Origin of the sequence: Mesorhizobium sp. M1334 (assembly GCF_040317995.1) — a bacterium.
GTDB lineage: Bacteria > Pseudomonadota > Alphaproteobacteria > Rhizobiales > Rhizobiaceae > Mesorhizobium.
In genome coordinates, this window is sequence record NZ_JAMYLM010000001.1 from 317,498 (window position 1) to 337,014 (window position 19,517).

Below are 19,517 nucleotides of genomic sequence, written 5' to 3' on the forward strand. Positions count from 1 at the left end.
TCAGCAGTCCGGATGTTCCGCAGCGATTCGGGTGCTGCCGCGGTAGAGTTTGCGCTGATTGTGCCGATCCTTTGCCTGGTACTCCTTGGCATCATTGACGGCTGGTCCTTTGTGTCGAACGCGTTGTCGATGCGTGCAGGCGTCAAAACGGCGGCGAATCTCGTGATGCAAGGAGCAGCCGAGGATGCGACTATCCAAGCTGTCGCTCTTTCAGGCTGGGAAAACCATCCCGGCGACGCGCAGGTGACGCTGAGCCGGAAATATATGTGCGGGACCACCGTGGTCGATCCATCTGTCCTGTGCGACAGTTTGAAAGCTCCCGCGGTTTTCGTCGAAATCCAAGCGACAGCCACTTGGTCACCGCCCTTCAGTTTCGGCGCGTTTTCGCTCTCGCGCGAGCTCACTCACCAACAGGTGATCCGTGTTCGCTAAGGCGAGGGCCTTCATACGGGGAGCATCAGGCGGAGCTGCGTTGGAGTTCGCGCTGATCGCCCCTGTTCTGATAATGGTCTTGATCGGCGTCTTCGCATTCGGCTGGGCCTTGAATGCCATGTCCAGTGTTCGGTATACGCTGGAAACGTCCGCGCGTGCGCTGCAGATGAAGAACTCGCTGACGCAGGCCGAGATAGAAGCCATAGCCACGGCAAAATTGCTGACTTTGGGATTGAAAGACGTAGACGTAACAATAGCAATCGACGCCCCCAACGGCGGCTTTCGAATGGCACATCTCACGGCCAGGTATGCTTTCGTTATCGAGTTCCCGTACTTCGATCGGTATCCGATAAATTATGGGACGACTGTCGCAGTTCCATTGGTTGGGTCATGAGCGCGTCCAATTTCCTTAGGCAATAAGGGGTGAGCGGCCCAACGAAAGTGGCTGCGTCGGTTTCTCACGGGCTACCGCAATTCGGCCAGCAACACCTGCGCCTCCGCGAGGTTTTTTTCAGAGCCGGCGGCCAGGTCGTCCACTACCCCTCGCCCACTTCTATCTCGCCGCTACTTGTTTAATGACAAGTATGCGAGGCCCACATGTGGAACTTGGCGACGGAGGGCTGGGTACTCCTCAGGCAAAGCATCCTCGGCTTCGTCAACGACAATGCGCTGAGCCATGGGGCGGCGATAGCGTTTTATGCCACGACTTCGCTTGCGCCGATCCTGCTCATCGTTGTCGCTATCGCCGGCATGGCCTTCGGGCACGAGGCGGCGCAACTCGCCCTTTCGGCACAGATCGCCGGCCTGATGGGGCCGCAAAGTGCCGAGCTGCTGCAGGCGACGATCGAGAACGCCTCGCAGAAGGAAGCGGGAACCCTTGCCAGCATTCTGGGGCTGGTCACGCTGTTCGTCGCCGCATCCGGCGTGTTCGGCGAAATGCAGCTGGCGCTGAACGAAATCTGGAAAGTCAAACCGAGCGGGGCAACGATCTCGCGGCTGGTTCGGGCACGCATTGCAAGCCTGGGCCTGGTCGCCGCGCTTGGTTTCCTGCTTCTGGTGTCGCTGGTCGTAAGCGCTGCAATTTCGGCGCTCGGAGAGGTCATCAACGCCTATCTGCCGTTCGGCACCATCATCCTCAGCGCCATCAACGGGATCGTCTCGTTTGCCCTGATCACGCTGCTGTTTGCCGCGATCTACAAGGTGCTGCCCGACCGCAGCCTGCAATGGCGCGATGTCGGCCTCGGCGCTGTGGTCACCGGGTTTCTGTTCACCATCGGCAAGTCGCTGATTGGCTGGTATATCGGAACTAGCGCCATCTCATCGTCATACGGCGCGGCCGGCGCCCTGCTCGTCGTGCTGTTATGGGTCTATTATTCGGCGGAGATATTTCTGCTGGGCGCAGAATTCACGCGAGCCTATTCGGTCCGACACGGCAGCCGGACCGATCTGAAGAACAAGGTGGAATTGCATGGCAAATGAGTTCACGCCGAAATTCCATCTCGCCGGCAAGGTGGTGCTGGTCACCGGCGCCTCGCGCGGCAGCGGCCGCGCCAGGACAACCGCACTGGGTGAAACCTGGTTGTCCGGCTTCCTCATTCATCGCCGGCGAGCCAACGGACCATGTTCGCCATCAGTCTTCCGTAGAACGGCCATGCAAGGAAATCCTGCGAGAGCCAATGCGGGCCGATATCGGTTGCCCAGGCAATCGTGCGGCCGCGGCTGTAGCTGCCGACCGCAAGGAGCGGCCAGTCGGTGCCGCGATAGTGGCAGGTCGCCAGAAGCCGAGACGAACCGTCGCGCCTGAATTCCAGCTTGTTCATGCCGAGGATCGGCGGCAAAGGCCCCTCCACCCCGGAAAAAATCGGATGTGACGACTGCAGGATGGAGGCCTGCAGGCCTTGCGGCACCTCCATACCGTCGCAGTAGGGTAGGCAACGGACCGGCAGAACGTCCTCGACCGGGGTGTCGTGGAAACGCGCCGTCCCGAACATGCCCTGAAAGCCCATGTAACCGCCGGCCAGCATCAGCCCGCCGCCAGCTTCGACATAGGCCTTGAGCACATCGAGGCGGTTGACGCCGACACGCCCGGCGCGGGCATCCGGCGTGACCAGCAATGTCAGGGCGCCGACGTCGGAGATCACCACCGCCTGATATTGGGCGAGCCCATCGAGGTCATAAGGAAACTCCGCGCTGCAACGCTCGCCGCCGATCTGCGTGACGGCGATGCCTTCAGTGGCCAGCGCGGCATTGAAGGCCATAGCGCCATTGGTCGAGGCCGCACTTGTAAGCACGTCGCTGCCGATGGCAACCGACGTCGTCGCTGCAAAGGTTTCGCCTGCAAGCAAGATCTTCATTGCCGCCCCGCACTGTTTTCATTCGAGATGTTTTAGGAAGGGCGCCGGATCGACCGGCGCCCCTCTGGAGCTTGAGCTCCATGGAATCAGAATTTGAACTCGGCCAGATTTTCGGGGGTCACGATCTTGGCCGGACCAAGGATCAGTTCGCCGCCGGCGCCAATCGTGTATTCGCCGAGCCTGCCTGCCGTGAACTTCTCACCCTCCTTGCCGGTGATCTTGCACTGCGCAAGCGCCTGGGCTGTCTGATAGGTAAGATAGCCAAGATCGGTGACGTTCCACCAGATATCCTGAGCTGCCTTGTCCTTGATGTATTTCGAGATCAGGGTGGCCGGCGCCAGGCCGGTCAGCTTGACCTTGCCGATCATGCCCGCTTCCTCGAGTGCACGCGCGGCCGCCGGAAGGCCTATGCCTGCCGGGACGATGATCACCTTGAGATCGGGAAACGCCTGGACCAACGCCAATGCCTGCTGCTGGTTGATCTGTTCGCTTTCTTCACCATAGGCCACCTGCACCAGCTTCATCTTGGAGAACTTCGGCTCGGCCGCCATCTTCGCCTTCATGAAGTCGATCCACGCATTCTGGTTGGTCGCCGTCGGCGTCGACGACAGGATCGCGAATTCGCCTTCACCGCCGCTGAGGGCGAATGCACTTTCCAGCATCATTTCTGCCAGACTGTCGCCCTTGACCTGATTGACAAACACCGCGCGGGCATCGGCAGCCACATCGGAGTCGTACGAAATCACCCTGACGCCCTGCTGAACGGCGCGCTTCAGCGCAGGCGCGACCGCATTGGCGTCGTTACCTGCAATTGCGATGACCCCGACCTTCTGCGAGACGAGGCTGTTGATGAATTCGATCTGCGCCTCGGCAGTCGCCTGCGACGGAGCCACCTGGGTGGCGGTGCCGCCAATTTCCTTGGCCGCCTCTTGTGCGCCTCCGAAGGCCACTTTGAAATAGGGATCTGTGTCGAGCTTGGGCAGGAAACCGACCGTTACGGGTTCCTTGGCGCATTCCTGGCTGAAAGCCAGCGACGTTGGCGCAAGCAGAACCGCGGATGCGAGCAGGGCTAATCTAAACGCTTTCATTGTGACTCCTCCGTCAAAATTCGGGCTTGAAGGAAGGGGCCCGAGATCACCCCTTTGTCTCGCGCATCGCGCGGGATCTGCTGAGCATCTCCTGTGTGGAGCGCCAGTAATTGCCGACCAGCAGCGAACCGATCAGAAGCAGGCCGATGATCATGCCCTGGGCGTCGCCACCGATCTGGTTCAGCGCCAGCACGTTGCGGATGATGGCGATGAGGACCAGTGCCAGCATGACGCCGGTCAGGCGGCCCTTGCCGCCAAAGACGCTGACGCCGCCGAGCAGCACGATGGTGATGACGTCGAGTTCCATGCCGAGCGCATTGTTGGCGCGGGCGTTGGAGAGGCGCGCGGTATAGACGATGCCGGCTATGGCGGCGACGACGCCCGAGACGACGAACAGGTTCAGCACCATCCGCCGCGTGTTTATGCCCGAATAGCGCGCCACTTCGGGGCTGCCGCCGAGCGCGTAGATGCGCTTGCCGGTCGGCGTCTTCTGCAGCACGACCGCAAACACCGGCGCTAGCACCAGGAAGGGCACGATGGTCCACGGTATCTCGGTGCCAGGCAGGTTGTTGATGCCGAAATCGACGACCGCGGGCGGCAGGATGTTGACCGAGCCGGTGCCGAGCAGGATGTAGCCAATGCCTCGATAGAGCGCCATGGTGCCGAGCGTCACAACCAACGACTGCAGTCCAAGGCCCGAGACCAGATAGCCGTTGAAGGCGCCGAGCAGGCCGCCGCCGACGAGTGTCAGCGGGATTGCGGCAAGCGTCGGCACACCGGCCTGGACCAGCAAGCCAAAGACGACGGATGTCAGCGCCAGCACCGAGGCGATCGACAGGTCGATCTCGCGGGTGATGATGAGCAGCGTCATCGGCAGGATCAGCAATGCCTTTTCCGAGGCGCTGGCGGCCAGTTGCGAGAGATTGAAGCCGGAAACGAAATTCGGCACGAAGATCGCGGCATAGAGGAAGATGGCTACACAGGAGGTCGCCAGCAGCAGATCCCAGAGGTCGATCGAACGGACGAACTTTTTCACCGCGCCCTCGCCTGTCTTGCCTGCTCGGCGCGCCGTACGATGAAGGTGTCGATGCCGATGGCGACCAGGATCACCAGGCCGTAGACGCCCTGCAGCCACAGCGGATCGACGCGCACCAGCGTCAGCCCGTTCTTGATGACCAGCAGCGTGAGGGCTCCGAGGATGATACCGAGCAGCGTGCCCGAACCACCGCGGATGGCGACGCCGCCGACCACCGCTGACGCGATCACCGTGAGTTCGAAGCCGAGCGCAACGCGGGCGTCGATGGTCGCATAGCGCGATGCCCACAGCGCGCCGCACAGGCCGCCGAGCAGGCCGGCCATGCCAAAGGCCAGCAGAATGCGCCGGTCGACGGGGATGCCGATCAGACGCGCGCCGTCGGGATTGGAGCCGGCGGCGAACAGTTCGCGCCCGAAGGCGGTGCGATAGAGCAGCACGTAGCCCAGGCACAGGATGACGATTGCGATGACGACGATCAGCGGCACGCCGGCGATCTTCAGGCCGGTCATGTCGAGCCAGGCTTGCGTGACTTCGTCGGCGCTGATCTGGTCGCCGGCTGCCCAGATCGAGTTGAAGCCGCGGAAGATAGACATCGAGGCCAGCGTGACGACGATCGCCGGGATCTTTCCCCTGGTGACGACGAGGCCGTTGATCAGGCCGGCGACGCCACCGACGGCGCATGCGGTCATCAGCCCGATGCCGATGTCGAGCCCTGGATAGGCCTGGACCATGCTGGCCGCCATGTAGGCCGACAGGCCAATCACCGCGGCGATCGAAAGGTCGATGTTGCGGGTGATCAGCACCAGCATCTGCGCGAGCGCTGCAACCACGAGCAGCGCGGCATCCATCGACACGGCGGTCAGGTTTGCAGCGCTCACCATGCGCGGGTTGATGATGGTGACCGGGATCGCGACCGCCAGCATCGCGGCGAGCAGGCCGAACTCCCGCCGCTTCAGTATGTCGAGCGGCCCTTTTCTCTTCTCCTCGCCGGCGGCCTGTGCCGCCGCATCGGCGCTTTCGCCGGCTTTCGTCGCTGCTTCCAGCACCTTTTCCTGGGTGGCTTCGCCCCTGGCAAATTCGGCCGTCCGATGGCCTTCGCGCAGGACGATAATGCGGTCGCACATGCCGATGAGTTCGGGCATTTCGGAGGAGATCAGGATGATGGCCATGCCCTGCGCGGCAAGGTCGGCGATCATCGCATGCACTTCCGCCTTGGTGCCGACATCGATGCCTTGCGTCGGCTCGTCGAGGATGAGGACGCGCGGTTCGGTGCGCAGCCATTTGGCCAACACCACCTTCTGCTGGTTGCCGCCGGACAGTTCCTTCACCGGCTGCGCGTAGCCGGAAAAGCGAAGCTTCATGCGGTTCAGCCAGTCCGAAACCAGGTTGATCGCGCGGTTCGTGCCGTAGAAGCCGGAGCGGGCTGCCTTGTCGAGGACGGGCAGCACCGCGTTGTCGAGGATGGAAAAATCCATCACCAGGCTCTGGCCCATGCGGTCTTCCGAGACATAGGCGATGCGCGCATCCATGGCGTCGCGTGCCGAGGCGAAGCGCACAGCTTCGCCGTCGATCAGGATTTCGCCGGCATCGGGCTGGTCGATGCCGAACAGCACGCGCGCGATCTCGGTCCGACCGCTGCCGACCAGGCCGCCGAGCCCGAGCACCTCGCCGGCATGGAGCTTGAGGTCGATATTGGAAAAGCCACCGGCGTGCGAAAGCCCCCTCGCCTCCAGCACCAGTGCGCCGGTGGCGTGGCTTCGTTGCGGATAGAGGTCGGTCACCTCGCGGCCGACCATCATGCCGATGGCGGCGGCGCGGCCAAGCTCGGCCTTCGGCTTGACGCCAATGAGACGTCCGTCGCGCAGCACCGCGATGCGGTCGGCGATGCGGAAGATCTCGTCCATGCGGTGGCCGACGAACATCATCGCCACGCCGTGCAGCCGCAGGTCGGCGACGACAGTGAACAGCCGCTCGACCTCGCGCTGCGACAGGGCGGCCGTCGGCTCGTCCATGATCAGCACCCGCGCGTCGAGCGACAGGGCACGGGCGATCTCGACCAGTTGCTGTTCGGAGGTGCGCAACGTTCCGAGCCGGGTTTCGGCCGGCACGTCGAGGCCGACTGTCGCCAGCACCCTGCGCGCGCCGGTAAGCATGGCGGCGTTGTCGATGCCGCCGAAGCGGTCGCGCGGCATATGGCCGAGATAGATGTTCTCCGCCACCGAAAGATCAGGGAAAAGACCGGGGTGCTGGTGCATGACCGAGATGCCGGCAGCCTGGGCGTCGTGCGGTGAATGGAAGACCACAGGCTTGCCATCGACTTCGACATGGCCGCCGGTCGGGAGATACACGCCGGCCAGCAGCTTTACGCAGGTGCTCTTGCCGGCGCCGTTTTCGCCAAGCAGAGCCAGCACCTCGCCTGAGCGCAAGTCGAAGGACGCGTCCTTGAGGGCAATCGTGCCGCCGAAGGCTTTTGTCGCCTGAACCAGGGCAACGGGGACAGCCGCGTCGTTCTTCACCATGGCGTCGGCTTCGCCTAATGCGCCCAAGTGCAGCACCCTTCCTCCCTGGTCCTGTTTTTTCAATTTGCTATATTAAATGGTCGAATGCCGCAACTGGAAAATTGACTTCCATGGCCGCGAAGGGCACTGTCGCGTCGCGCACGGGTGCGATTGGAGTGCTCGACCCCGCGGCAGCCTCAAAGCTGCAAGCGGCTGGAGTGGCTCTGCGGGAATGATGGGGAGGCGCCGGTTTTGTCCGGAAAAGGCAGCAATTCGGTCAAGGTTCGGCATTATAACGAGCGCTTCGTGCTTGATGCCATTCGCCGCCTGAAGGAGGCATCCAAGTCCGATCTGGCGCGCGCCGCAAATCTGACGCCGGCCGCGGTCGCCACCATTGTCGACGGGCTGGAATCGTCAGGATTTGTAAAGCAAGTGGGAAAAAGGTTCGGACAACGCGGATCGCCGTCCACTCTCTACCGACTTGCGCCGGAGCGCATCTACAGCGTCGGCATCAAGATCGGCCGGCGCGCGCTGGACGCCGTGCTCGTCGACTTCGCCGGCGAGGTCCGCTCGCGCGAGTCGCACGAATATCGCTTTCCGGATCCCGACATGGTGCTCAAGGCCGGCAACATGTCGCTGGCCAATTTCGACAAGTTGATCGAGGGGCTTGGCGATGCCAGCATCGTCGGCGTCGGCATCGCCTCGCCGTATTTCCTCGGCGGCTGGAGCGAGGAGCTCGGCTTTCCCGATGACCTTGGCAGCCGCTGGGAAGCAATCGATCTGACGACGTTCTTCGCCACAAAGCCGAAGACCCCGGTCTTCGTGGAAAACGACGCGTCATCGGCTGCACTCGCAGAGCTCATCCAGGGGACCGGCGCGCGGTTCCGCGACTTCATGCATATCTCGATCGACACCTTTGTCGGCGGCGGACTGGTGCAAGGCGGCAAGGTCCACACCGGGCCGCACGGCAACAGCGCCGCGCTCGGTCCTTTGCCGGTCTCGCCTTCAAGCCTCGATTCGGTGGCGGCCAAGCCGGCGCGCTACCAGAGCCTGCTGCATCGCGCTTCGATCTATGTGCTGGTCAATCATCTCAAATCGCGCGGCATCGAAATCAATCGCGTGCGCGAACTCGACCCCTTGCCGCCGGGGGCGCGCGAACCGCTGTCCGAATGGATCGACGATTGTGCCAATGCGCTGGTCGAGGCGATCATCGCCATCACCTCCGTCATCGACATCGAGGCGATCGTTCTCGACAGCATCCTGCCGCGGCCGATCCATATCGAGCTGCTGGCAAAGGTGCAGACCCAGTTCAACAGGATCAGCGCCATCGGCATCGTGGCGCCGGAAATCGTCTCGGGACAATTCGGCCCCGAGGCCTCGCCGATCGGCGCGGCGATGCTGCCGTTCTCGGCACTGTTGGCGCCCGACAGCGGCGTGCTGATGATCGGCAAGGACAGAACGATGCTGCTGGGCAGCCTGTCGAGACTCGTCAGCCAAAGCCAACCAGGGAGAAGCTCAGCGACTTCAACGGGATAGGGTGGCGCTGCAAGGAGCATCAAGCTCCAGGCATCATCAACATCAGCTCGCAGTCCGGCACGGGCACGGCAGGCTTTTTGCGCCGGCACCGGAACTTTTAGCGGCCGCTAATCTTCATTCGTCACCGACATTGAAATGCCGATCGGTCCGCGCTCCGCTTCAGTGCGGGCCCAGGAAGCAAGGAGGAACATATGAACTGGGATCAAATCAAGGGAAAATGGACGCAGTTCAAAGGCAAGGCGAAAGAGCAGTGGGGTGACTTAACCGACGATGATCTTGATCGGATCGAGGGCAACCGGGACCAGCTCTTGGGGCGTATCCAGGAGCGATATGGCATCGCCAAGGAAGAGGCGGAGCGCCAGGTTGATGACTGGTCCAGAAGCATCAGCTGAGCCTTGGACGCAACGCCGTCTTCTCCGACCGGGGTGAACTCGCGTCGCCCGCCGTGCCGACTGGTGCGGTGGGCTCTTTCGACAGCGAGGCCCCGCGAGGAACCTTTAGCCGTATCTAATGTTCTACTTGCGTGGCGGGCTTCGCCCCGGCGTGCGCCCCGCCCGGAGGCGAAGGAGTGCAATCATGAACAACATTATCTGGCTGGTCGGCGCGATAGTGATCGTAATAGCCATTTTGAGTTTTTTGGGTCTGCGATAGCATCTGAACCCTCTCTTCGAGCTGGCGACCGTCCCCGCGCGGCATGGCCTCAGCACGCCCAAGCTGGTCAGACTTAGGTCCCAAGCAAGACACTCTGGGGTTGGACCGAAGCCTCGGCTGAGGAACGTAGCCGGCTGGCTCACGTTGTGGTGAGCTTTGGCGCGACGAAGATGCGTCCGGGCGGAAGAGCTCAAAGCCAGGGAGGAGAGGCCCGACGCTGCTAACGAGCGTCGGGCGTGGGCGTAAATGCAAACAATCAGCAGACTGTTCAATTCCCATGCCCAGGCAGCACGTGCCGTTGCCGCGCTTCAGGCTGCCGGGATTCGCCGTCGCCAGATCAGCGTGGTCGGATCTTACAACGACAACGATGAACCGATCAGCGTTGCTGGATATTACGACGATGAGATGAGCGCTCTCTGGCGGAGCGCCGTCGCCGGTGCCGCACTTGGCGCCACGGCTGGTCTGTTAGCCGGTTTCAGCGCTTTTGGAGCTCAAGACGTTGATCCTGCGGGGATGACCGGCATGGCTCTGGTCGGTGCGGCGTGGGGCGGCTTTGCCGGCGTGCTTCTCGGAACTTTCGCCAATTTCGCCCAGAAGCCGCGCAAGCCGAAGATCGCAGAAGGTGTCATACTGGTGATGGCCCGGGTCGATGAAAGGCAGGCCGGCGCCGCGCATACGGTGCTCCGGAGTTTCGCGGAGATGCCTTCCGGGCCGATGAAGAGGAGCGCTTTGCCAAATTCAAGCCGGCTCCGCGTCCGATCTGGTGCCCGATGAAGTTTGGTTCGCGAAACAGCAATTCAAACCGGAGGCGCCCGACGAAAGCTTGGCAAACCAACACTTTGGAAGCATGCGGGCTACTTACCGTCGTGTTGTCCTTTATTCTTACCGTTCTGTTGGCTGGTCTCATCCTTGGCTGAACCGAACCCATGCCCTAGCCACCGGCGACACTATGCCCGGCAATTGGCGAAGGTTGTGGCCAGTTCGAAGGATTAAACCATTCGTGCTAAGCGTTAATAGCTTGTAGCCATAGGAGAGGACGCCGACGTGGACAAACGGGCTGAAGGAGACAGGGAGAAGTTGGCCCGAGGCGAGTTCGAGCTCAGAGCCGAACGATATGGTGTGAACGCCTTTCTTCTCGTTGTCGAACTTGTAAATCTGCTGGAAAAGCGCGGATTGATCAGCAGCGACGACGTCGCGAAAATAGCCGAGGCCGCCGCACTTGCCGTCGCCGCATCCAGTCAACCTGACGTGAACAGCATCAATCTGTTGCAGACCATCGCTGCCGCACGCCGGCCCAAATAGGCTTATATCAAATCCGCCGGCAATCAGCGCCAACCAAACGCTATGGATTGACCTGATCTCGGTCGAGCGTACGGAGCCTTTCCATGTGCAATGACTACGAGCAGCACATCGCCTGGGCTGAATACTGCCGGATGATGGAATCGCTGGCGCTAAAAATCCCCAGCCATGAAACCGAACTGGATCTGCCGCAGGCGGATGACATCCACATCAACGACCCCGGGCCTGTAATGCGCGCCGCCGGCGACGCAATCGAACTGGCGTCGATGACGTTCGGCTTTCCCCCGGCCGGGCCAAAAGGCGGACCTGTATTCAACTTTCGCTCGGAGGGCCGACAGTTCGGCAACAGCAAGCGCTGTCTCGTTCCGGCGTCGGCATTCTTCGAATTCACTGGAACGAAATATCCAAAAACCAAGCACAGGTTCACGCTGAATGGCCATTCGTTCATGGCGATTGCCGGGTTGTGGCGCGAGGCTATCGGCAACAAGCCGCCGACGTTCACGATGCTGACGAGCGAGCCGGGGCCGGACGTGGCGCCATATCACAACCGGCAAGTGGTTGTGCTGCGGCCATCGGACTGGGCGGCCTGGATCCACTTGACGAGGTCCGAGGCTGAACTCCTGCGCCCGTTGCCGGAAGGGTCGCTCAGAGTGGAGACAGCTCGGGTGGGTTCGGAGTAGGAACCATGGGAAAATTGCTCGCTGAGCTGCGGCCGCGCCGCATAGCCACGGCGCCGCGCCCCATGCTCAGAACGAATGCCCGCGCGATATAAGCGCTTCAGCCCGGCTTGACGTAGCCGGCGGTGACCTCGTCCTTGTGAGCGGCGAAAGCTTCCAGGACTTCGGTTTTCTCAGGCTTCGGAATTTTGAAATGATCCAAGGTCCGCCCGAGTTCCGCTGCGACCTCATCGAATTCCGCGGGGGAAATCCGCAGGTCGCGATGCGCCTCCTCGAGGCCGAGCGGCGTCGTGCCGGGCTTGGTGGCGACGAACTTGAAGGGCCCGCCAGAAACGTCGCAGACCCACAGCGTCCGCATGAACTTGAGGCCGGGCAACCTTTCAAGGTTCTTGGTGTGCCATTTGCGCAATTGTGGGTTCTTGGACTTCTTGCCGACAATCGGGTTCATCACGACGGCGTCGCTGAAATGATCGATCACCGCTGCGATGGCGAACACACCACCCAGGCGCTCATATAGAGTCTTCCCCGATGTGGCTTTCTTAGCCTGGGCGAGTGCGTTGTCGGCAGGCAATACCGACGTCGATGCGGCGGCCAGCGCCAGCCCGGCGACAACACTTCGTCTTGTCAAAGAGGTCGAAATTTTCATCCCTGGTTCCCTTCGAGGTTAGGCCAGAGCAAGCCGCAGCCTGTCTGGCGGGCTTCATGAAGTGACATTCGGACACGTTGCCGTATTTTTAGCATCGTCTAATGAACTAACGCGCCCTTCGCCCGAATTATTCCGATGGACGGCATTGCCGTGGTCAACATGCGTGAAGGTCGCGCGGATGAGGAAGGCTTAAGCACGCGTCGCCGCGCGCGGCAGCGGTCGCGAAGCCACTTCGGCCGCATCGGCGGCCCGATCGATGTTGTTGCGGGCACCGTAGTGTTCCTGGCCTTGCTGGCGGCGGTCGCCTGCGGCCAATAGCCTGTGCTTTTCGAAGATCGCTAGCTTCTGCGGGTAGGTGATCCGCACCTTTGCGTTGCACCCGTCGCATTTGAAGTGCGCGATTGTTCTTAGTGCAGAGCCCTTTCTTACCGCCGGATGCAAGCAATCCGGACATTCGAATGTGAGCGCGACATCTGATAAGTCTTCGGCTAAGCCCATTTCCATCCCCTTCGCAAGCTCGGTGGCTACACTCTGGCGATTCTCAATGAGCAATTCAGATACCAAATGGCTGTGCCAAAGCGGGACTAGGCCAATTCGCCCCAGAACGTTGCGAAGCTAGTGCGCCTTCTCTGTGCCTTTTGAGCCACGAAGAGACCTAACTTCCTCCAGCAGTTCGCGCTCATTGGTAGTCACGTTTCGGAAGATTGCGACAATCATCACCGCCAAGGCTTCAGCAGCCAGGCTTAGAGGGTCAATGTGCTCATCTGCGCAAACCTGATCGAACACGCGTTCACAAATAGCCAAATCGTGAGGGCTGAGGCGGGTGCGATTGAAACGCCGGCGCGACATTTGCGAGCCTTCGAGGCCGCTGCCCGTGCAAAAGAAGCGGGTCTTCGCAAGAAACGCGAGTCATTGAGCGATTGTTCCCGGCTACAAGCTTTGTTAAGCCGCCTGCGGCGGGGGCAGATCAGAACGCTTCCCCACTGCGCATCATGCCGCGTGCGAGCGCGAGCTGTGGCTCGACCTTGGCATTTTCTATCATGGCGAGATGCTTGGCATTCAGGCATTTTCGGACGTCCGCCCGAACGGCGCTGGCCGCCATGCGCGGGCCGATTTTGGACGGCTGGACCGTTGGGCTCACGTCAGACGCAGTAGCCTGGGGGCAAAGACTGCTTCGAACCCTAAACGGGGCCGTCGGCTATCCATTTGACGACGCTGAGGAGCCACGCCTTCCGCCCCTGACAATCGCCATCGCAGCCAGTGCCACCGCGACGACCGAGTTCCAATATTTGAAAACTATTTGAAAACTCTCCCTAGACGGTTTGGCATCATGAACAGTCTTCTTTGGCGGCAGGCGCTCTAGGGTGACCCGAAACTTGGTCAGTGCTGTAAGGCGGTACATATGCTATAGCTAATATTGGGTCGAGGGGGCGACCATGAAAGGGAGGACCAACCATGAAGCCGCATTCCCTCAGCGCCCGCCGTATTGGCCTGCTTATATTCTCGGTGTGTGCTTTCGGGCTGATAACGTCAGCCGCAATGCCCGCAGACAGCAAATTCGCCGTCGAGCCGGTGGTTGAGAAAAGGGTGAAGGAACTGCCCTCCGGACCGTTGTACTGGCGGCTGGAAAATTTCCCAACGCTGGCGCAGGCCCAAAGCGCTGCGGGCCCGACCTCGCTTGCGGCGGAGGTCGCAGGCAAGGTCTGGCTGTTCACGCTTGGACCGAAGGATGGCTCTACGACCGGCGGAACCAAGGTCGTCGAGATCGGACCGGTCCCTCCGATCAGCGCAAGCGAGTATTTGCTGCGCGTGAACCGCGCCGGTGGAGCGCCCGGCGTCAAGACGAAGATCCATACGCATCCGGGACCGGAGGCCTTCTATGTGCTGACCGGCAAGCTCGGCCAGAGAACGCCCCACGGAGTGACCTATGCTGAAGCTGGTACGGCCATGATCGGACACGGGGCCAACACGCCGATGGAGGTGTTCAGCGCCGGCACAACCGATCTCGATGAGCTGGCGATCTTCGTGGTCGACGCCAATCAGCCGTTCTCGTCGCCGGCCAGCCTCGACTGAGGCGACATTTCCCAGGGTGGTACTTCCGCTCTGTTGCAGACAATCGGTCAACAAGCTGAGAATGTCTGCCCTGGGGTCGAACTCGGGTCCTTCAGGGTGTTGGGTCTTGGCCCCAACGCCATCGGATTGGGTTCGCCTGACCCATAGCCGTCCACTTCCCGCTCGGGGGCGTCGCCACTCCCATGCCAGCGAGCGTTGCCGCGCGATCTGACTGGGGTTCCGACCGGCCCCTTCAGCGGCCCAATGACGGCCGTGAGCTGCTTGACCTCCACAACGGCCTTGGCCTTGGTCGCCTCAGCCCTGGCCATGGTCCCTGGCCTCAGACCCCGCATCGAGATTGCGCTGGGTCGCGGCCACCTAAGCCAATGGCAAAGACAACTCCTCGTCGGCATTCACGGTCGTCTGGTGAAGTACGGCCCAAACACGAGAAGCGCACCAGGGTGCGATTGTCATCGATCGCTTCAGTGTGGTTCGAATGATGCGGGAGTCTGCCCAGGATACTAGCGACCAGTTGACGCTGACAGGTGCATGCTGAATTCGATGGTGCTGCGAGAGAGGATTGAACTCTCGACCTCTCCCTTACCAAGGGAGTGCTCTACCACTGAGCTACCGCAGCCGCCGATGGCGGGGCTTCTGCCATATCGAACCGGCAAGCGCAAGGCCAAGACAAGGGGCACAAACGGGGGCCGGGTTGAAAGGCCGCACCAGGCGATCGTTGCGGACATGGCCGTGCCACAATGTTGGCTATCCCTTGATCCGTACCGGCGGGTCGCCGGGCCGGGGACGGAACGATGAACGACAAGGCAGTTTCTCCGAACAAGCCACCGAAGAAGGATGGTTCCGCGAAAAAGGCAGGAACTGGCCGCAAGGACCGGCTGGCCGAGCAGTTGCGCGCCAATCTGCAGAAGCGCAAGGCGCAATTGCGCTCACGAAGGACCGGCGACGCCGACCAGCGGCCGGACGGGCTGCAGGCGGCGATGAAAAAAGATTAACGCGAATCGGCTATGTTGGTCGCCGGTACTTTGGCCAAATCAGCGTGGGCCAAAGTGGGGAATAGCCTGTTTCTTGAACCAAGCCGGCCAATGGTCTAGATGGCGGCAACAGACTCAACCGATTTAAACCGGCCTTTTAGCCGAGGGGACGCTCTTCATGGATCGCATCAGAATTGTCGGCGGCAACAAGCTTGCCGGAAGCATCCCGATCTCGGGCGCGAAAAACGCCGCGCTGCCGCTGATGATCGCTTCGCTTTTGACCGACGACACGCTGACGCTGGAAAACGTGCCGCATCTGGCCGATGTCGAACAGCTCATCCGCATCCTCGGCAATCACGGCGTCGACTACTCGGTCAATGGCCGCCGCGAAAAGCAGCAGGAAGGCTATTCGCGCACCATCACTTTCTCCGCCCGCAACATTGTCGACACGACGGCGCCTTACGAGCTGGTGTCGAAGATGCGGGCCTCGTTCTGGGTGATCGGGCCGCTGCTGGCCCGCATGGGCGAAGCCAAGGTGTCGCTGCCCGGCGGCTGCGCCATCGGCACGCGCCCAGTCGACCTCTTCCTCGAAGGCCTGCAGGCGCTGGGCGCCGATATCGACGTCGACACCGGCTACGTCATCGCCAAGACCAGGAACGGCCGGCTTGTCGGCAACCGTTATGTGTTCCCGAAAGTCTCGGTCGGCGCCACCCATGTGCTGATGATGGCGGCCTCGCTGGCCAAGGGCGAGACGGTGCTCGAAAACGCCGCCCGCGAGCCGGAGATCGTCAACCTCGCCGAATGCCTCAACGCCATGGGCGCGAAGATCTCGGGCGCCGGCACGGCGACCATCACCATCGACGGCGTCGAGGCGCTGTCGGGCGCCCGCGTCAGGGTGATCCCCGACCGTATCGAGACCGGCACCTATGCTATGGCGGTGGCGATGACCGGCGGCGACGTCGTGCTGGAAGGCGCGCGGCCCGACCTGTTGCAGACGGTGCTGGACATCATTTCGCAGACCGGCGCCGAGATCACGCAGACCAATTCCGGCATCCGCGTCAGGCGCAATGGCGCCGGCATTTCACCGGTTGACGTGACGACGGCGCCCTTCCCGGCTTTCCCGACCGATCTGCAGGCGCAGTTCATGGGGCTGATGACGATGGCCAAGGGCAAGTCGCGCATCACCGAGACGATCTTCGAAAACCGCTTCATGCACGTCCAGGAACTCGCCCGGCTCGGCGCCCACATCACGCTGTCCGGCCAGACCGCGATCGTCGACGGGGTGGCGAAGCTGAAGGGCGCGCCGGTCATGGCGACCGATCTTCGCGCCTCGGTGTCGCTGGTCATCGCCGGCCTCGCGGCCGAAGGCGAAACCACGGTCAACCGTGTCTACCATCTCGACCGCGGCTTCGAGCGGCTGGAGGAAAAGCTGTCCGGCTGCGGCGCGGAGATCGAGCGCATTTCGGGCTAGAGCCTTTCCGCAGGGCTTGTGGCGCGGTTGCACGGACCGGAAAGACCGCCTAACAGAAGGCTGAATAGTCCAACCTTCAGGTGTGAAATCCGCATGGCCCTCAAGCTTGTCGCGCTCGACGATCAGGATCTGAGCATCATCTCGGCGCATGTCCAGGATGCCGTCATGAAGGTCAGCGATCTCGAATACCTGCCTTCGGTAAAGCGCTTCGTGCTGACCATGAATCGCTTCGTCTGGGAGGCCAAATCCGGCTTCTTTCGCCAGCACAACGAGCGGCGGCAGGCTGTGCTGCATTTCGACCGGGTGCTCGGCGCCAAGACCAGCGGCATTGCCCGCGACAAGCCCGACGAAGTGCTGTCGCTGCTGGCGATCAGCTTTCTCGCGCTCGACAAGCCGGCCGGCATCGTCGAGCTGATCTTTTCGGGCGGCGGCGCGATCATGCTCGATGTCGAATGCATCGAGGCGCGGCTTGCCGATGTCGGCGGCGCCTGGGAAGCGACGTCGCGCCCGGCCCACAGGGTTTGAGCCGATGGCCATCACGCTTCGCCAGTCCGACGCCGATTTCGAGCAGCGCTTTGCCGCGTTCCTGCTGACCAAGCGGGAAGTCTCGGCCGATGTCGACGCCGTGGTGCGCGAGATCATCGCCAAGGTGCGCGCCGAGGGCGACGCCGCGCTGGTCGAGTACACGCAGAAATTCGGCGGCGGCGACCTGGCCGAGCTCGGCATCGCCGTCTCCAGGAACGACATTGCCAAGGCTTACGATGCAGCCGACCCGCAAACGGTCGAGGCGCTGAAATTCGCCCGCGAGCGCATCCGCGCCCATCACCAGCGGCAGCTGCCGCAGGACGACCGCTACACCGATGCCGCCGGCGTCGAGCTCGGCTCGCGCTGGACGGCGATCGAGGCCGTGGGGCTCTATGTGCCGGGCGGCACGGCGAGCTATCCGAGCTCGGTGCTGATGAACGCGGTGCCGGCCAAGGTCGCCGGCGTCGAGCGCATCGCCATGGTGGTGCCGGCCTCCGGCGGCGACGTGCCGCCGCTGGTGCTGGTGGCAGCGGACCTTGCCGGCGTCTCAGAAATCTACCGCGTCGGTGGCGCCCAGGCGATCGCCGCCCTTGCCTTTGGCACCGAAACGATAAAGCCTGTCGCCAAGATCGTCGGCCCCGGCAATGCCTATGTCGCGGCGGCCAAGCGCCAGGTGTTCGGAACGGTCGGCATCGACATGATCGCCGGGCCTTCGGAAGTGCTGGTTGTGGCGGACGGCAGCAACGATCCGGACTGGATCGCCGCCGACCTGCTCGCCCAGGCCGAGCACGACGTATCGTCGCAGTCGATCCTGATCACCGACGATTCTGCGTTTGGCGAGGCGGTCGAACAGGCGGTGGAGCGGCAGTTGCAGAACCTGCCGCGCGGAGAAACGGCGGCGGCGAGCTGGCGCGATTTCGGCGCGGTGATCCTGGTGCCGACGATCGAGGCGGCACCGCCGCTGGTCGACCGCATCGCCGCCGAACATGTCGAGCTTGCCATCGACGACCCCGAAGCTTTCCTGGCGCGAATGCGCAATGCCGGTGCGGTGTTTCTCGGCCGCCACACGCCGGAGGCCATCGGCGACTATGTCGCCGGCTCCAACCACGTGCTGCCGACAGCGCGCTCGGCGCGCTTCTCGTCCGGACTTTCGGTGCTCGATTTCGTCAAGCGCACTTCGGTCCTGAAGCTCGGGCCGGAGCAGTTGCGGGCGCTGGCGCCGGCGGCGATTACGCTCGCCAAGGCGGAAGGCCTCGATGCGCATGGACGCTCCGTCGGCATCCGGCTGAACATGTAGACATGTCCGACTACGACCAAACCCGCGCCAGGCTGATCGATGTCGAGCTCGACGAGACGATCGGCCGCTCGACGCCCGATGTCGAGCATGAGCGGGCGGTGGCGATCTTCGACCTGATCGAGGAGAACCGTTTTCAACCGGTCAATGACGATGGCGCCGGGCCGTACCGACTAAAACTGTCGCTGGCCCAATCCCGGCTGGTTTTCGCCGTGACGCGCGAGGACGGCGCAGCCGTGGTCACCCACATTCTGTCGCTGACGCCGCTCAGGCGCATCGTCAAGGATTACTACATGATCTGCGAAAGCTATTATGATGCCATCCGAACCGCGACGCCCAGCCATATCGAGGCGATCGACATGGGCCGGCGCGGCCTGCACAATGAAGGCTCGCAAACGCTGATGGACCGGCTTGCCGGCAAGATCGAGATTGACTTCGACACGGCGCGCCGGCTGTTCACGCTGGTTTGCGTGCTGCACTGGCGAGGCTGAACTGGCCGCCCCGCTGCCCCGCCCGATCCTGCCCCGCTCGATCCTGTTTGTCTGCGGCATGAACGCAGTGCGCTCGCCGATGGCCGAATTGCTGGCACGCAAGGTGCTCCCGCCCACCACCTTCGTCGCCTCGGCCGGGGTGCGCGGCGGGGAACGCGATCCGTTCGTCGATGCCGTGCTGGCCGAAGAGGGCCTTTCACTGGGCGAACGGCACCCGAGAACGATGGACGACCTCGAGGACGATTATTTCGACCTGATCGTGACGCTGGCGCCGGAAGCCCACCACACCGCGCTCGAGCTCACCCGTTCGCTGGCCGTCGAAGTCGAATATTGGCCGATGCCCGACCCGACCGGCGTCAGCGGCACGCGCGAGCAGATCATGGCTGCCTATCGCGACGTGCGCGAGCGGCTGAAGGCGCGGATCGGCCGCCGTTTTCTCGGCAACGGGGCTGAAAACGCCGCGGATTAAGCATGT

The 19,517-nt window shown here is 62.4% G+C and carries 22 protein-coding genes and 1 tRNA gene; 16 read left to right on the forward strand and 7 right to left on the reverse strand.

Annotated elements, in window-relative coordinates:
- Positions 1-12 precede the first annotated feature (12 nt).
- From NKH17_RS01545 to NKH17_RS01555, 3 genes are all read left to right on the forward strand, one after another.
- Positions 13-432: a TadE/TadG family type IV pilus assembly protein gene (locus NKH17_RS01545; RefSeq protein WP_352702162.1), complete on the forward strand. Its 420-nt coding sequence runs from the start codon at positions 13-15 to the stop codon at positions 430-432.
- A 40-nt stretch (positions 433-472) separates the two neighbouring features.
- Positions 473-826: a TadE/TadG family type IV pilus assembly protein gene (locus NKH17_RS01550; protein WP_254820550.1), complete on the forward strand. Its 354-nt coding sequence runs from the start codon at positions 473-475 to the stop codon at positions 824-826.
- A gap of 203 nt (positions 827-1,029) precedes the next feature.
- Positions 1,030-1,911, forward strand: coding sequence for a YihY/virulence factor BrkB family protein (locus NKH17_RS01555; RefSeq protein WP_352800592.1), 882 nt, complete (start codon positions 1,030-1,032; stop codon positions 1,909-1,911).
- A gap of 113 nt (positions 1,912-2,024) precedes the next feature.
- Here the strand turns inward: NKH17_RS01555 and NKH17_RS01560 are convergent, their stop codons facing one another.
- The 4 genes from NKH17_RS01560 to NKH17_RS01575 all read right to left on the reverse strand — a co-directional run bounded on the left by NKH17_RS01560 (position 2,025) and on the right by NKH17_RS01575 (position 7,465).
- Complete coding sequence (locus NKH17_RS01560) at positions 2,025-2,786, reverse strand: glutamine amidotransferase (RefSeq protein WP_352898068.1); 762 nt, start codon at positions 2,784-2,786, stop codon at positions 2,025-2,027.
- Positions 2,787-2,872: 86 nt separating this feature from the next.
- Entirely contained in the window at positions 2,873-3,874 is a 1,002-nt protein-coding gene (locus tag NKH17_RS01565; RefSeq protein WP_352896039.1) for a rhamnose ABC transporter substrate-binding protein, read from the reverse strand.
- Between the two features lie 46 nt (positions 3,875-3,920).
- Positions 3,921-4,910, reverse strand: a complete 990-nt coding sequence (locus NKH17_RS01570) for an ABC transporter permease (RefSeq protein ID WP_352898071.1) — start codon at positions 4,908-4,910, stop codon at positions 3,921-3,923.
- Positions 4,907-7,465, reverse strand: coding sequence for an ATP-binding cassette domain-containing protein (locus NKH17_RS01575; RefSeq protein WP_352898073.1), 2,559 nt, complete (start codon positions 7,463-7,465; stop codon positions 4,907-4,909). The genes NKH17_RS01570 and NKH17_RS01575 overlap by 4 nt, the downstream gene beginning before the upstream one ends.
- Positions 7,466-7,660: 195 nt before the next feature.
- Here NKH17_RS01575 and NKH17_RS01580 point away from each other — a divergent pair, with 195 nt between their 5' ends.
- From NKH17_RS01580 to NKH17_RS01600, 5 genes are all read left to right on the forward strand, one after another.
- Positions 7,661-8,944: an ROK family transcriptional regulator gene (locus NKH17_RS01580; RefSeq protein WP_352644244.1), complete on the forward strand. Its 1,284-nt coding sequence runs from the start codon at positions 7,661-7,663 to the stop codon at positions 8,942-8,944.
- Positions 8,945-9,135: 191 nt separating this feature from the next.
- A complete protein-coding gene (locus NKH17_RS01585) occupies positions 9,136-9,336 on the forward strand; it encodes a CsbD family protein (protein ID WP_023677416.1) in 201 nt (66 codons plus the stop codon).
- Positions 9,337-9,841: 505 nt separating this feature from the next.
- Complete coding sequence (locus NKH17_RS01590) at positions 9,842-10,369, forward strand: hypothetical protein (RefSeq protein WP_352803999.1); 528 nt, start codon at positions 9,842-9,844, stop codon at positions 10,367-10,369.
- A gap of 270 nt (positions 10,370-10,639) precedes the next feature.
- Positions 10,640-10,897, forward strand: a complete 258-nt coding sequence (locus NKH17_RS01595; protein WP_352803997.1) for a hypothetical protein — start codon at positions 10,640-10,642, stop codon at positions 10,895-10,897.
- An 83-nt stretch (positions 10,898-10,980) separates the two neighbouring features.
- Positions 10,981-11,574, forward strand: a complete 594-nt coding sequence (locus NKH17_RS01600) for an SOS response-associated peptidase (protein WP_352898077.1) — start codon at positions 10,981-10,983, stop codon at positions 11,572-11,574.
- Positions 11,575-11,671: 97 nt separating this feature from the next.
- Here the strand turns inward: NKH17_RS01600 and NKH17_RS01605 are convergent, their stop codons facing one another.
- Positions 11,672-12,217: a group I truncated hemoglobin gene (locus NKH17_RS01605; RefSeq protein ID WP_352475878.1), complete on the reverse strand. Its 546-nt coding sequence runs from the start codon at positions 12,215-12,217 to the stop codon at positions 11,672-11,674.
- Positions 12,218-12,352: 135 nt separating this feature from the next.
- Between NKH17_RS01605 and NKH17_RS01610 the strand changes: the two genes are divergently transcribed.
- On the forward strand, positions 12,353-12,535 hold the full coding sequence (locus NKH17_RS01610; protein WP_352475879.1) for a hypothetical protein: 183 nt from the start codon (positions 12,353-12,355) through the stop codon (positions 12,533-12,535).
- A 649-nt stretch (positions 12,536-13,184) separates the two neighbouring features.
- Here the strand turns inward: NKH17_RS01610 and NKH17_RS01615 are convergent.
- A complete protein-coding gene (locus tag NKH17_RS01615; protein WP_352898080.1) occupies positions 13,185-13,319 on the reverse strand; it encodes a hypothetical protein in 135 nt (44 codons plus the stop codon).
- A 353-nt stretch (positions 13,320-13,672) separates the two neighbouring features.
- On the opposite strand from NKH17_RS01615, the gene NKH17_RS01620 reads away from it, so the two are divergent.
- On the forward strand, positions 13,673-14,290 hold the full coding sequence (locus tag NKH17_RS01620) for a cupin domain-containing protein (RefSeq protein ID WP_352896025.1): 618 nt from the start codon (positions 13,673-13,675) through the stop codon (positions 14,288-14,290).
- Between the two features lie 541 nt (positions 14,291-14,831).
- Here NKH17_RS01620 and NKH17_RS01625 read toward each other — a convergent pair.
- Positions 14,832-14,906, reverse strand: a tRNA-Thr gene (locus NKH17_RS01625).
- A 175-nt stretch (positions 14,907-15,081) separates the two neighbouring features.
- On the opposite strand from NKH17_RS01625, the gene NKH17_RS01630 reads away from it, so the two are divergent.
- The 6 genes from NKH17_RS01630 (at position 15,082) to NKH17_RS01655 (ending at position 19,511) form a co-directional block, all read left to right on the forward strand.
- The gene (locus tag NKH17_RS01630) at positions 15,082-15,282 is read left to right on the forward strand and encodes a hypothetical protein (protein WP_352475882.1); all 201 of its coding nucleotides are present in this window, start codon (positions 15,082-15,084) and stop codon (positions 15,280-15,282) included.
- Positions 15,283-15,439: 157 nt separating this feature from the next.
- Positions 15,440-16,732 carry a UDP-N-acetylglucosamine 1-carboxyvinyltransferase gene (gene murA, locus NKH17_RS01635; protein ID WP_352475883.1) on the forward strand — a complete coding sequence of 431 codons (1,293 nt, stop codon included), beginning with the start codon at positions 15,440-15,442 and terminating at the stop codon, positions 16,730-16,732.
- Positions 16,733-16,825: 93 nt separating this feature from the next.
- Positions 16,826-17,257, forward strand: a complete 432-nt coding sequence (locus tag NKH17_RS01640) for a DUF2948 family protein (protein ID WP_254820565.1) — start codon at positions 16,826-16,828, stop codon at positions 17,255-17,257.
- Between the two features lie 4 nt (positions 17,258-17,261).
- Positions 17,262-18,554, forward strand: coding sequence for a histidinol dehydrogenase (gene hisD, locus NKH17_RS01645; RefSeq protein WP_352898084.1), 1,293 nt, complete (start codon positions 17,262-17,264; stop codon positions 18,552-18,554).
- 2 nt (positions 18,555-18,556) lie between these two features.
- Positions 18,557-19,042 (forward strand): UPF0262 family protein, encoded by a 486-nt coding sequence (locus NKH17_RS01650; protein WP_352475885.1) that lies wholly within the window; start codon positions 18,557-18,559, stop codon positions 19,040-19,042.
- Between the two features lies 1 nt (position 19,043).
- Complete coding sequence (locus tag NKH17_RS01655) at positions 19,044-19,511, forward strand: arsenate-mycothiol transferase ArsC (protein ID WP_292663983.1); 468 nt, start codon at positions 19,044-19,046, stop codon at positions 19,509-19,511.
- Positions 19,512-19,517 lie beyond the last annotated feature (6 nt).